This window comes from Salinimonas marina, from assembly GCF_015644725.1.
Classification (GTDB): Bacteria; Pseudomonadota; Gammaproteobacteria; order Enterobacterales; family Alteromonadaceae; genus Alteromonas.
Genome location: NZ_CP064795.1, coordinates 2,380,681 through 2,395,115, shown reverse-complemented (window position 1 = coordinate 2,395,115; position 14,435 = coordinate 2,380,681). Strand labels below are relative to the sequence as shown.

7 protein-coding genes and 2 pseudogenes are annotated in these 14,435 nt (G+C 50.9%); 6 read left to right on the top strand and 3 right to left on the bottom strand.

The window, feature by feature from the left end; genetic code table 11:
- Positions 1–10: 10 nt before the first annotated feature.
- Both IT774_RS10710 and IT774_RS10705 read right to left on the bottom strand, forming a co-directional pair.
- A complete protein-coding gene (locus IT774_RS10710; protein WP_195809782.1) occupies positions 11–1,198 on the bottom strand; it encodes an E22 family MetX-like putative esterase in 1,188 nt (395 codons plus the stop codon).
- Positions 1,199–1,206: 8 nt separating this feature from the next.
- Positions 1,207–2,502: a GntP family permease gene (locus IT774_RS10705; RefSeq protein ID WP_195809781.1), complete on the bottom strand. Its 1,296-nt coding sequence runs from the start codon at positions 2,500–2,502 to the stop codon at positions 1,207–1,209.
- Between the two features lie 226 nt (positions 2,503–2,728).
- On the opposite strand from IT774_RS10705, the pseudogene IT774_RS10700 reads away from it, so the two are divergent.
- Positions 2,729–5,057 (top strand): annotated as a pseudogene (locus IT774_RS10700) (TonB-dependent receptor).
- Positions 5,058–5,276: 219 nt separating this feature from the next.
- Positions 5,277–5,935 (top strand): annotated as a pseudogene (locus tag IT774_RS10695) (response regulator).
- On the opposite strand, the gene IT774_RS10690 reads toward IT774_RS10695, so the two are convergent.
- Complete coding sequence (locus IT774_RS10690; protein WP_195809780.1) at positions 5,886–9,266, bottom strand: PAS domain-containing hybrid sensor histidine kinase/response regulator; 3,381 nt, start codon at positions 9,264–9,266, stop codon at positions 5,886–5,888. The pseudogene IT774_RS10695 and the gene IT774_RS10690 overlap by 50 nt on opposite strands.
- A gap of 415 nt (positions 9,267–9,681) precedes the next feature.
- Here IT774_RS10690 and grpE point away from each other — a divergent pair, with 415 nt between their 5' ends.
- The 4 genes from grpE to IT774_RS10670 all read left to right on the top strand — a co-directional run bounded on the left by grpE (position 9,682) and on the right by IT774_RS10670 (position 14,377).
- The gene (grpE, locus tag IT774_RS10685) at positions 9,682–10,326 is read left to right on the top strand and encodes a nucleotide exchange factor GrpE (protein WP_195809779.1); all 645 of its coding nucleotides are present in this window, start codon (positions 9,682–9,684) and stop codon (positions 10,324–10,326) included.
- Between the two features lie 99 nt (positions 10,327–10,425).
- A complete protein-coding gene (gene dnaK / locus IT774_RS10680; protein ID WP_195809778.1) occupies positions 10,426–12,354 on the top strand; it encodes a molecular chaperone DnaK in 1,929 nt (642 codons plus the stop codon).
- 178 nt (positions 12,355–12,532) lie between these two features.
- Positions 12,533–13,666, top strand: coding sequence for a molecular chaperone DnaJ (dnaJ, locus tag IT774_RS10675; RefSeq protein ID WP_195809777.1), 1,134 nt, complete (start codon positions 12,533–12,535; stop codon positions 13,664–13,666).
- A 231-nt stretch (positions 13,667–13,897) separates the two neighbouring features.
- Positions 13,898–14,377, top strand: coding sequence for a c-type cytochrome (locus IT774_RS10670; protein ID WP_195809776.1), 480 nt, complete (start codon positions 13,898–13,900; stop codon positions 14,375–14,377).
- Positions 14,378–14,435 lie beyond the last annotated feature (58 nt).

Sequence of the window (14,435 nt, the reverse complement as noted above, 5' to 3'; positions counted from 1 at the left end):
GTTTCCTGTTTTATTCTTCGAGGAAAGTTTTTAGTTTTTGCTGTTGTTCCTGTACATCCAGCACCCCTTCTAAATGGCCCAGTTCGCCAGCCAGTTCCACGTAATCGCTGTCTTTGTTGGCAGTGACCATCGCCTTATGCGCGTCTTTGGCAAGATAAGGCATCAATAATAAATCACTACTGGCAGGTAAAAATAAGGTTTTTGCCTCAATAGCTTCAATGCCTTGCTGCAATGACCCCTGATGACCTGCCACAAATAACTGGCACGCTCTGACCAGGTACAGCAGGTGATTGGCGTCCATCTCACTGGCCCGGGCCCGGGCCCGCGACTCAAGCCAGGTTACAATAGAATGACTGGCGGTTATATCGTGCAGCGGGGCTGGTTCGAGAGCGCTGTAGTTTAAGCGTTGGCCCTGTTGATTAAAAAAGTCGGGGTGCAAAGCCTGTTGGGTAATCAGCATCAGCGCTGCAACCAGGCCTTCAGTAGGAGGGTTAGCCTTACGGTAATTGCCCTGTTGCCAGCGCGGGTCCAGTTTAATGGGCAAAGCCCAGTGCTCCAGCGCCGCCGTCGTCCAGGCATCGCTTTCGCCCGAGCCGATAACCGAGACCATTCTGGGCACCCAGGCCGGGTAAGCGCTGGCCCAGTCCAGCGCCTGCATAGACCCCATGGACGGACCAACGACCGCGTGCAGTTTGGTGATCCCCAGGCTTTCCAGCACCTGCTTTTGAATATTGACAAAATCACGAATGGTTACCACGGGAAAATCCAGCCCATACGGCTTGCCGGTAGCGGGATTGATACTGGCGGGGCCCGTGGTCACCACATCGTTTGAATACGCCGATAAATTGGCTAAAGAGTCCACGCTTATCACAAAAAACTTATTGGTATCAATGGCCTTTCCGGGGCCAATGATGGCGTCCCAGTAACCCGGGGCAGCATCATCGGCGCGATATTTTCCGGCGGCATGAGACGAACCGGAAAAATAATGCGTAACCAGCACTACGTTGCTTTTGTCCTCGTTGAGCTTGCCGTAACTTTCCCAGCCTACCTTCACCTCAGGCAAGCGCTTGCCTGAAAATAGCGTAAAATCGGTGGTGGTGTAGGTTTGTTTTTGTACCAGCGGCAGTTCACTGGCATGGCCGGGCAGGCTCAGCAGCCAGGTAAGAATAACCAATCGCGATAAAAAGAGGTGTTTCATAATTGTCCTTACAACACACTGAATAAGGTAATAGCCAGCGCCAGTCCCAATAACGGGGTCACCAGGGTTAACGCCGCCATCGCACGATAGGCCGCCTGGTGGGTTTCGTGGCAGATTGCGCGAATGGTGGTGACCACATACCCATTATGCGGCAGCGTGTCTAACGCGCCGGATGAAATAGCTACAATCCGGTGTAACTGGTCAGGCGGAACGCCCTGATCAATATAATGCGGGGCCACCAATGGCAATACGATCACCTGGCCGCCTGAGGCCGAGCCGGTCAACCCGGCAATAACACTTACCGCCACCGCAGCTCCAATCAATTCATTGCCGGGTAATTGGGTCATTAAATCAACGGTGGCAGAAAAAGCTTCGGTATTTTTGGCAATACTGCCAAACCCTACCACGGCGGCGGTATTCCCAATAGCCACCAGCGCCCCGGTCGTGCCCGCGTTGACGGCCCCGGTCAGACTCTGGAAATAGCGATAGTTAATGACCATCAGCGTTACCACGCCTCCGGTCAGGGCAATAATAAGTGCATAATGCCCAAGACTGTCGTGTAATAAAAAAGACAGCACTAATACTACCAGTAAAGGCACCAGCCCCGATAACGGGTGCGGATAATCGCGCTCAGCAATCTTGGGATCATGCTCGCGAGGCTCAAAGGTTTCGCCGTTTGCCAGGGCTTTGCCAATCATGCGGCGCAGCCACCAATAACCAAAGCAGGCCATAAATATCGCCACCACTAAGCTGACTTCCCACGCGGCAAAGGGCGAGGTTCCTAAGTATTTTATCGGGATCCAGTTCTGAATCTCCGGGGAGCCGGCTGAAGTCATGGTAAAGGTTACCGAGCCAAACGCGAGTGTTGCAGGGATAAAGCGACGGGGTAAATTGGCATCTTTAAACAGGCTGACCGCCATGGGATAGACCGAAAACGCGACTACAAACAGGCTGACCCCGCCATAGGTAAGAATGGCGCAGGCCAGGACCACTGCCAGCACGGCATGCCGGAACCCCAGTTTACTGACAATCCAGCGTGCTACCGCGTCCGCGGCGCCGGTATCTTCCATGAATTTGCCGAAAATTGCGCCCAGTAAAAACATAAAAAACCAGGACGCAATAAAACCGGAAAACCCACTCATATACAGACCAATAAAATTGCTGTCGCCGGTAAATACAGGGATGTGATTAGTGACTGCCACCAACAGTGCACACAGAGGCGCGGCGATAAACAGGTTCATCCCGCGAATGGTCAGCACAATCAATAGAATCAGGCCGGACACCAGGCCAAACATACTTAACATATTGCGTTTCCTTGTAATAACGTGCCGAGATAGCCTGTTAATAACGTAAAAACGCATTGTGACCGTATGCTCGTTGCGAGCCTATAGTACGTTAGTACGTAGGCCTTTGGTGCTACGTACTAACGTACTAGATACCTGCGCGCTAAAGTAGATTAGATTACTTTTTCATCGATAGTCTGAAAATAAAAAAAACGACTCCAGCGAATTACAATAATAGGGACTTGTTATGAAACATATCTACCGAACTACCCGGCCATGCCAGCGTTCATTGTGCGCAATCGCCGTAGCTGCTGCCTGCAGCTGGACGCCTCTTGCTGCGGCGCAACAGAATAATGCAGCCGCAGAGCCAGAAAAAGGCAAGCTGGAAAGAATAGAAGTCACCGCCCGTAAAACGGTGGAGACCCTGCAGGAAGTACCGGTGGCCATCACCTCAATTGGGGCTGCCGAACTCACCGAAAAAGGCATCAGCGTACTGACTGAAGTACAGCAATTTTCTCCCAACACCACCTTGCAAACCAGCCGGGGCACGAATTCCACGCTAACCGCATTCATCCGGGGTCTGGGCCAGCAAGATCCGCTGTGGGGTATGAGCCGGGTGTCGGCATTTATGTTGACGATGTGTATATAGCGCGGCCCCAGGGGGCGGTTATGGACTTACTCGATGTGCAGCGTATTGAAGTATTACGAGGCCCCCAGGGCACGCTTTATGGCAAAAACACCATTGGCGGCGCGGTTAAGTATGTTACCAAAGAGATGACCGGTGACCCGCAACTGAATCTTCAGGGGACGGTAGGAAGTTACAGTCAGCGGGATGTGAAAATAACCGGTCAGTACCCGCTGATGGAAGATACGGTGTATCTGGGATTTGGTTATGCCAATCTTAATCGCGACGGCTTTGGTGAGTTTCTGGTCTCGGCCCAGCCGGGTCAGGATCGTGAAAACTACAACAAAGATTTGTGGGCCGCCCGGCTAACCCTGGAAATCCATCCGACCGATAATCTTTTCCTGCGCTTTGGCTGGGACAAAACCGAAGATGACTCCAATTCCAAAGGCGGGTACCGCTTGCTACCCAGTCTTCGCACCGAGGCCCCACAACCTGACTCAGTGTTTGATTCCTACACCAGTTTGCCTACCAGCAATAAAGTAGAACTGGAGGGCTATAGCTGGATGATGCGCTATGATGTTTCGGATGCATTACAGTTAAAATACATTGGTTCACATCGCGACAGTTATTCGCCTACTAATATCGACTTTGACAACACTCAGCTGGATATTTTTGATGTACCGGCCATCTATGAAGACAATAACGACACCCATGAATTGCAGGCCAACTATACCGGTCAGGACTTTAATGTGGTCAGTGGCCTGTATTACTACGAGGGTGAGTCTTGCGGGGTGTTTGATGCGGTTTTAGGGGTATTGGGACGCGACTTTGCCGCGCTGGGTATTTTTCCTGAAGGCACGCCGGGCTTTACCCGGGAAGTTTCAGGCTGCAATAACAGTGAAAGCTGGGCCGGCTATGCGCAGTTGAATTATGATATCAGTCAGCAGTTATCGGTCTCGCTGGGGGCCCGATTTACCGATGAAGAAAAGCAAGCCACGGTTTACAACGGTACGGTTTTAACCAACCTATACCCTGAAAGTGGCTGGATAGATGGGTTTGTACGCCCGGATGAGGTGGTGATCCCGCAGGTACTGGGCAGCGATTCCGATAATGATGGTCTGCTGGATGCCCCGGCCACTGAAAGCTGGTCGCGCTTTACGCCACGGGTGGGCGTTGAGTATAAGTTCAGCCCCGATCTTATGCTCTTTGCCAGCTATGCTCAGGGCTTTAAGTCGGGAACGTTCAACCCGCGAGCTACGGTGAATGAGCCGGGTGTGAGTCCCGAAGTGGTTGATTCATTCGAGCTGGGTATCAAAAGCGATCTCAGTGACGCGTTACGGGTGAACGCCACCGTGTTTTCCTACGATCACAAAGACCGCCAGTATATTGGTATTGAAGGAAGCACGGACGATCCCACCGCGCTGCAGCAACGTCTGCGTAATGCTGCCGAAACGGCGGCCAAAGGCCTTGAGCTAGAAGCCACATATGTGGCAACAGATAATCTGACCTTTGATATTGCCTATGGCTATATTGATTTTGAAATCAAGAAAAACAATGCGGTACCGCCACTAATCGGGCTGGCCAGCACCCCGGAAAGCACCCTTAACCTGGCGGCCAATTATGGCATGGACACCAGCTATGGTTTCTTTACCTTTAATGCCAACTACTATTATCGCGATGATTATCTTATTTTTGAGACCAGCGATCTGATTCAACAAGATGGCTACGGATTGCTGAATCTGAGCCTGGGTTGGGAAAGCGTGGAGGGCCAGTGGTATGGCGGCCTGCACCTGAAAAACCTGACCGACGAAGAATACCTTGTGGGGGCTATGATTTTGTGACCCGTAATGAGGATGGCAGCTTTGGTCCGGGGCTGGGGAACGATACCACCTTGATTGGTTACTATGGCGATCCCCGCACCGTCCATCTGACCGTGGGCTACCGTTTTTAAACCAAATTACTGACGATAAAACGAAAAAAGGGCCGGGTGGCCCTTTTTTGTGTCAGGGTGCCTCATGCTAAATAGCGCTGGCCAGCGAAAACTTTTGCCAGTCTATTGATGTTCGCGTCCTAAATAGCGCGGGTCAGAGAAACTTTGTACCTGTCCGTTGATGTTCCCCGGGATGTTGATAGACTGTTAACAGGTTGATAAGACGGTTGCTCCACGACGATGCATACACAGGTACTGATTGCTGATGATCACCCCCTCTTCAGGGCTGCCATGAAGCAGGCGTTGGGTACGATTGTTCAGGGGGCATTGCATGAAGCGGCCAGCCTCGACGAAGCCTGTCAGGTGCTGGCACAAAATGCCGCCATTGAGCTGGTGTTTCTGGACCTGAACATGCCCGGCAATCAGGGGCTTTCGGGCCTGGCTCAGCTTCTGACGCAACACGATCAGCTGCTGGTGGTGGTGGTGTCAGCCGAAGAAGATCCGGGTCTGATTAAACGGGTGATGGAAATGGGGCCAGTGGTTACATTCCAAAATCTACCTCACTGGATAACATCACCGCGGCGGTCCGGCAGATTATGGACGGCGACATATGGGTGCCACCGGGCTTACTCTCGCCTGACGAATTGAGTCAGGAAGAAAGCCGCTTCGCTAAAAGTCTTTCCCTGTTGACCCCCCATCAGTTTCGGGTGCTGAAAATGCTGGCGGATGGATTGCTCAACAAACAGATTGCGTATGAGCTGGATATTTCCGAGTCTACCGTTAAACAGCATGTTTCTGCAGTACTGCGAAAGCTTGATGTGGTTAATCGCACTCAGGCCGGGGTGTTGTTTAATCAGCTGGTATCGGGACCCACGGGTACTCGCTCAGCAGCGTCCTGACGGCGCGGCGAAGCAGCAGCGGCTTGATCGGCTTGCTCAGATAAAACAATTCATGTTGTGCTGCCACATCCTTAATACCCTCTTCGCGATTCGCGGTATTCAAGATACCGGGCACTGACTGGCCCCAAAATTCCCGAAGCTCCTGAGCCACCCTGGTTCCGCGATCATTTCCGTTTAAGTGATAATCAACCAGCATAATAGCCGGAGGCTCCGGACAGTGTTGTGTGGCCTGATGTCGGTCGGTGACGCAGATTACCTGCGCCCCCCAGTATTCAAAGCATAATTTCAGAGCCTGTGATACCTGTTCGTCATTTTCCACCACCAACACCTTCAGATTGCGCATGAATGGCAGAGTGTGTGTTGCGGTTTCGGGGGCCTTATTAGGCGCCGGGGTAGCCGTGCCACTTACCCTTGGGACACTCAATGTAAATCGGGTACCCTGGTGTGGTTTTGAAAATAATCCTACCGGATGCTCTAACAAGCCACTCATCCGATCCACTATGGTCAGTCCCAGGCCCAGACCTGGATTATTATGCTGACTATCGAGCTGATGAAACTCAGCAAACACTTCCTGTTGTTTTTCAGCAGCGATCCCCGGGCCGGTATCACAGACCCAGATTTCAGCCTGATCGGCACAGCGGCGCCGGACCCCGAGAAGGACTTTGCCGCTGTTGGTATAGCGTACGGCATTAGATAACAAGTTTTGCACAATACGCCGCAGCAATCGCCGATCCGAATAGACCCAGACTGTGGTTGGCATATAACTCAGATGCAGCCCTTTTTGTTCACTGATCACCGTGAATTCCCGATATAGCGGCTCCAGAATATCTGTCAGGGCAAATCGGGATAGCTGCGGCTTCAGCACACCCGATTCCAGCCGGGTCATATCCAATAACATACTAAGCAGACTTTCAGCCGAGGATAACGAGGTGGTCACGCCCTTGCTAAGGGTTTCAAGTTCAGTGCCCTTGGTTTTTTGCGCCAGCATAGAGGCAAACAAGGTCGCTGCATTAAAGGGTTGCATCAGATCGTGGCCGGCTGCTGCTAAAAATCGGGTTTTGCTTTCATTGGCCTGCTCGGCTTCAAGCCGGGCATGATGTAGCTGTTCAGTGCGCGCGGCCACCCGCGCTTCTAACGCATTTTTCGCCTGTTCCAGCGCTTCCTGAGTAAGGGTGTATTCGGTTATATCGCTGTAGGTGGTGACATAGCCGCCTCCAGGTAGGGGACTGCCGTTAAGCTCAATAGCTCGGCCATCTGGTTGCTTGCGCAGATATTTGTAAGGTCTGCCGGCTTTCATGTACGCCACCCGCTTTGCAATCTCGGCATCCACATCCTGACTGTTGCCAAGCAACCCCCGCCGGGCGTTAAATTGTAACAGTGAGGTAATCGGCATGCCCGAATGCAAAAAATTAGCCGGATAATTGAACAGGTCGATATAGCGGTCGTTCCAGGCAAGCAGCGCCAGGTTGCTATCCAGAACACTGATACCTTGCTGGATATGCTGCACCGAAGACTGCAACACTTCGTGATTAAACTGAAAGGTTTGGGAGGCTTCCTCAACCCAGTCCACCAGCTCAGGCAATTCGGTATGGCTGGTTTGAGCAATGGCACTTAATAGCACTCTGGCGCTGGGCGTGCCGACCTGGGCCGCGAGTCTGTGTTCAACATTCTGTAGCAATGCAGCACTGGCAAATCCCTGACTAGGCTGAGCCGATAGCTGGGCGATTAAACGGTCTTGTTCGCGCGGCTCCAGTAACCGTGCGGTGAGTTGCATCAAATCGGCTATGCGAATCGCCAGCTCAGGAATCAGCGGGGCATTGTTGGCGAAGCCTGGCTGGTCGGAACGGGCGGGGGTTAGCAGACTGACCCCGATAAAGGTGAGGCAATTGACTAACAGACTCAGCACAAACCCCAGTCCCAGCTCAGCGTCACTGGGGGCGGGGTTAAAGTAATAGCTGGCAAGCAAACTGGGGTAGAGCAACCAGACTATCCAGCAGCACAGGCCCGCCAGCATAGCCAGACTGGCCGCGGTTACCGTACTTCTGGACCAGTAAAGCCCGAATAACATGGTAGGCAACATTTGCGCTAATAAGGCAATAGCCACAATCCCGCTTTTTACCAGAGGCGCGGTCTGGCTGATATTAAGGTGATACCAGAACGCCACCGACAACACCACCAACACAGTAATACGCCGAATCGTCAGGATCCCGCTGGACTGCATGGAGCCCACCGAGTGTTTTGCCAGACGGATCTTAAGCCATAATGGTGTGATCAGATTGTTGGCGATCATAATGCCCAGCGCCAGGGTGGCGACAATAATCATGCTTGAGGTTGCCGACAAGCCGCCAATAAAGGCCGCCAGCGCCACGCTCTCGTTGCCGGCAAACAAGGGCAAAGCCAGCACAAAGGTGTCTGAATTCACCGATCCGGTGTCCAACAACATGCTGCCTGCCAGCGCAATAGGTAACACAAACACAGTGATGGCCAGTAAGTACAACGGAAACAGCCACCGGGCGGTTCTAAGCTCACCTTCGCCATTGCATTCAACAAAGTTCATATGAAATTGTCGGGGCAAGATAAACATAGAGCACACTCCCAGTAAGATATGGCTCAGATATACCCATAGCGAGCTGTCGGCGTAGATGACTTCACGGGCGACCGGGTGGGCGCCGGCCTGGGCAAATAAATCCAGTGGCCCATCAAACAGGCTGTAACACACATAAATGCCGACAATACTCAGGCCGGCCAGCTTGATGACGGATTCTACCGCAATGGTCAGCAGCAAGCCCGGGTGCTTATCTTTTAAACTTAAGGTGCGCGTGCCAAATAAAATCGCAAATAATGCCATTAACGCCGCCACATATAATCCTACGGTATGACTTTGCTGTTCCTGGTGGGGGGCGAGTAAATTAATGCTCTTGGTGATAGCATCCAGTTGCAGAGCAAGATAGGGAATAACCCCGATAAAGCATAACAAGGTGATGAGGGCGGCTATAAAGTGGGCACCCTGGTATTTTAGGGCGATAAAGTCGGCCAGAGAGCTAACACTGTGTTGCTGGCAAAGCCGGTTAATCCGCAGCAATACCGGGAACATAAATGTCATCACCAGCATGATACCGACATAAGTAGGGACAACCGCCCAGCCAAACTGAGCGGCCTGAGTCGTGGTGCCGAAAAACGCCCAGGAGGTACAGTGAACGCCCAGCCCCAGGCTGTACAATACCGGATGCTGCTGATTCGCACGCAGCCATTTATCCCCGGCAAAGGCAATAACAAACAACAGGGCCAGATAACAAATTACGATTGCGCCTACCGACCAGATGCTGAGCATGATAATAAAAGTTAAATAATCAGATAATTACCTTACCATACCCTATGTTTCAGCCAGCCAACAAGACAGCAGACACCGAATTGATCTGTGAATGGCCTGGGGGTAACAACCGACAACCAAATCTCACGGGCTATGCTTTGCGTGGGTGAAACCTCCTGTCTTGCACATTTACGCGCTCTTAACACCTGTATATTGCCGCTATTACCTAAAAAACACCTTAACATCCACAAATTTTATACGGTTACCCTTGAACCCAACATAAGCAGCCCCATTACTAGCTTCAGTCCTAAGTTCCGAAAGGGCTAACGCAAACCAGGTTTGCAAATTTTTTTACTTTCGGGGCTGGAAAAATTGTTGAATGACCCTATTGATGGGTTAGTAAAAAATTGCCCTGAAATTCTAGTTGGAGGTAGGCATGAGCGAAAAGCGCGACGAGCAAGCGCAGCAGCAAGACGCTGAGGTAGTTGAGCAGCAAATGCAGGAAGAAGCGCAGGAAGTTCCGGTTCACGAAGGTGAAGTGGTAAACGATGATCAGAGCGCTGCAGCCAGCGAAGACGAACAGCGTATTTATGAGCTGGAAACGGCATTGTCAGAAGCACAGGCGCAAATTAAAGAACAGCAGGACAGCGTATTACGTGCTCGTGCTGATATGGATAATGCTCGCCGCCGTGCCGACGCGGAAGTAGAAAAAGCCCGCAAATTTGCTTTAGAGCGCTTTGCCGGCGAATTACTGCCCGTAGTAGACAACCTTGAACGCGCGCTTGAAGCTGGCGATGCCGGCAACGACGCTGTAAAGCCTCTGCTTGAAGGCGTTGAAATGACCCATAAGTCATTTATCAGCACCATTGAAAAATTCGGTCTGACACCTATTGATCCTCAGGGTCAGCCATTTAATCCAGAACTGCATCAGGCTATGTCGATGCAGGAAAGTGATGAGCTGGAGCCGAACACGGTAATGGCCGTCATGCAAAAAGGTTATGAACTGAACGGACGTTTGGTTCGTCCGGCGATGGTGATGGTATCACGTGCTGCTAACAGCGGTGTTGATACCAAAGCCTGAAAGGGTGGTTTCACAACTTTTTGTAAAAAACTATTGAAAAAGTGCGGGAATAACCCCACTAAAAATGCAGAAATTAACAAGATTTAGCGGAGACACGTAATGGGTAAAATCATTGGTATCGATCTAGGTACAACAAATTCATGTGTCGCAGTTTTAGACGGCGACAAAGCACGCGTTATTGAAAACGCCGAAGGCGATCGCACTACGCCCTCTATTATTGCTTATACCAACGACGGTGAAACACTGGTCGGTCAGTCTGCCAAACGTCAGGCAGTGACTAACCCTGAAAACACCTTGTTTGCAATTAAGCGTCTGATTGGTCGTCGCTTTGAAGACAAAGAAGTACAGCGTGATATCGACATCATGCCCTACAAAATTGTTAAAGCAGACAACGGCGATGCGTGGGTAGAATCGAAAGGCGACAAAATGGCGCCGCCACAAATCTCTGCTGAAGTTTTGAAAAAAATGAAGAAGACAGCAGAGGATTTCCTGGGTGAAGAAGTTACTGGCGCAGTTATTACTGTTCCTGCTTACTTCAACGATTCTCAGCGTCAGGCTACTAAAGATGCCGGCCGTATCGCGGGTCTGGAAGTAAAACGTATTATCAACGAGCCCACCGCTGCTGCCCTTGCCTATGGCATGGATAAGAAGAAAGGTGACAACGTTGTGGCAGTATACGATTTGGGTGGTGGTACATTTGATATCTCTATCATCGAAATTGATGCCGTTGACGGCGAGCATACGTTCGAAGTACTGGCCACCAATGGTGATACTCACTTAGGTGGTGAAGATTTCGATAACCGTATGATCACTTATCTGGTAGATGAGTTCCATAAAGATCAGGGCATTAACCTGCGTAAAGACCCGCTGGCAATGCAGCGTCTGAAAGAAGCTGGTGAAAAAGCCAAGATCGAACTGTCATCAGCGCAGCAAACAGAAGTCAACCTGCCGTACATCACAGCAGATGCGTCAGGGCCTAAGCACCTTGCGATCAAAGTTACCCGCGCCAAGCTAGAGTCTTTGGTTGAAGATATGGTTAAAGCCACCCTTGAGCCGGTGAAAAAAGCGCTTGCGGATGCGGATCTGTCAGTTAGCGACATCCAGGATATTATTCTGGTTGGTGGTCAGACGCGTATGCCTCTGGTACAAAAATACGTTACTGAGTTCTTTGATAAAGAACCTCGTAAAGACGTAAACCCGGATGAAGCGGTAGCCGTTGGTGCTGCAATCCAGGGTGGGGTACTGGCAGGTGACGTGAAAGACGTACTGCTGCTGGACGTATCGCCACTGTCTCTGGGTATCGAAACAATGGGCGGTGTTACTACGCACCTGATTGAGAAAAACACCACGATTCCTACTAAGAAATCGCAAACTTTCTCAACTGCCGAAGATAACCAGTCTGCGGTAACCGTGCATGTTATCCAGGGTGAGCGTAAACAGGCTTCTGCGAATAAGTCACTGGGTCAGTTTAACCTTGAAGGTATTCGTCCGGCGGCACGTGGTGTACCGCAAATTGAAGTTACTTTCGACATCGATGCTGACGGTATTCTGCACGTATCTGCCAAAGATAAGGATACGGGTAAAGAACAGAAAATCACGATCAAGGCCTCTTCAGGTCTGAGTGATGAAGAAGTCGAGCAAATGGTGGCCGATGCTGAAGCTAACAAAGATGCTGATAAGAAGTTCGAAGAACTGATTCAGGCTCGTAACCAGGCGGATGCGATGGTACATACCACCCGCAAACAAATGGACGAAGTTGGCGAAGCATTGAGCGCCGAAGATAAAGCTCCAATCGAAGAAGCGCTGGCCGAGCTGGAAACCGCTCTGAAAGGCGAAGACAAAGACGAGATTGAAGCGAAAACCCAGCAGTTGATGGAAAAATCCAGCAAACTGATGGAAGCGGCTCAGGCTCAGCAAGGTGCCGCAGGCGGTGCTGAAGCAGGGGCAGAACAAGCTTCTGAAGGCAAATCACAAGATGATGTGGTTGATGCTGAGTTTGAAGAAGTAAAAGACGACGATAAAAAGTAGCTGTCGTCCGGTTAACCGGTCTTCGGGCCGGTTTAACGAAACAGTGCAGGCGCAGCAGGATTGTCTTGTTGCGCCTTTGTTGTGTTAAAGCATTTACAATAATGCACTGATTTATAAGAATATTGAGTATCGGGCCACAGGCCGGGTGCTTAGGTAACGAGTAGGAAAAGTAAGCGATATGTCGAAACGTGACTACTACGAAGTGCTTGGGGTGGGTCGAGATGCCGGCGTACGTGATATTAAAAAAGCGTACAAAAAACTGGCGATGAAATACCATCCGGATCGCACCCAGGGCGATAAAGAACTTGAAAATAAATTCAAGGAAATTCAGGAAGCCTATGAGATCCTGACCGATGATCAAAAACGTGCTGCCTATGACCAGTACGGTCATGCAGGCGTTGACCCCAATCGTGGTGGCGGCGGTTTCGGCGGCGGCAATGCCGATTTCGGCGATATCTTTGGCGATGTGTTTGGCGATATCTTTGGCGGAGGCGGCCGTGGGCGTCAGTCTCGTGCTCGTCAGGGGGCCGACTTACGCTATAACCTGGAGTTGTCGTTAGAAGAAGCCGTTCGCGGTAAAGATGTTGAGATTCGTGTTCCGACCCTGGTCGAATGCGAAAAGTGTGATGGTTCAGGCGCTAAGCGCGGCACCTCACCTAAGACGTGTCCTACCTGCCATGGTAATGGCCAGGTACAGATGCGCCAGGGTTTCTTTGCGGTACAGCAAACATGTCCTACCTGTTCAGGTCGAGGCAAGATCATCAGCGATCCGTGTAATAGCTGTCGTGGTCAGGGCCGTGTAGAAAAAACCAAAACCCTGTCGGTTAAAATTCCGGCGGGTGTTGATACCGGTGACCGGATCCGTTTGGCAGGTGAAGGCGAAGCAGGTGAAGCAGGAGCCCCGGCAGGCGATTTGTATGTGCAGGCTCATGTGAAGCAGCACGAAATCTTCTCCCGCGATGGCAACAACCTGTTTTGTGAAGTGCCGTTGAGCTTTACCACCGCCGCATTAGGCGGAGAGCTTCAGGTGCCAACCTTAGATGGCAAGGTCAAACTGAAAGTGGCACCGGAAACCCAGACCGGACGTATGTTCCGTTTGCGTGGCAAAGGCGTGAAGTCAGTGCGTACCGGCATGACCGGCGATCTGATGTGTAAGGTGGTCGTAGAAACGCCGGTGAATTTATCCACCCGTCAAAAAGAGCTGCTTGAAGAGCTTAATGAGTCAATGGGTGATGAAACCGGTAAACACCGGCCGAAAGAACAAGGCTTCTTCGACGGCGTTAAAAAGTTTTTTGATGACCTCACCAATTAAGCGTTAATAAAAACCCTCCTCATCCGGAGGGTTTTTTATTGGCTGGCTTTCGGTTTTGCTGGCCCCGCCTCCTGCATGAGTGGTGTTTTAATAAATTGCTAACCCTGAATCCAATCTTTTTGCGGGCTAAATCATATAAAGTGCTAGCGCAAAAAATTAACAATTTTGCAGCAGATGCATTAATGTATACAAACGGCAACTCAGCCTGAAACATCATAAGGAGATTTGAGCATGAAATTCACTACCCGCCTGGCGGTATTTTGCAGCGGCGCAATACTAAGTGGCGCCGCCCTGGCAGCCACCCCCGAACTGGCAAAATCACAAAAGCATGCTGAAGCATACAGTGAATATCGCGAGGCAATTTTTATGCTGATGAAAAGCAACATGGCCCCGCTGGGTGGGATGGCCAAGGGCGCCATCGAATACGATGCCGAAGTAATGCAAACCAATGGTATGCGTATGGAACAATTGGCCAACATGGTGTCAGATTACCTTAAAGTAGATACCCGTGAATATGATGTTCACACCCATGCTAAGCCTGAGTTGTGGGACAATTATGCCGATGTGGAAAGCAAAATTCAGGATCTCCTGACGGCAACCGCGAATTTACAGAAAGTTGCCAAAGCAGGCGACGAATCAGCCTATCGTGATGCTATTGGTAAAGTGGGGAGTACCTGCAAATCGTGTCATGACGATTACAAAGCTGACTGATTTTTGATACCGGAGCCGCACTCGCCGGCTCTTTTTTTCCAGGATTAGCTATCCATTA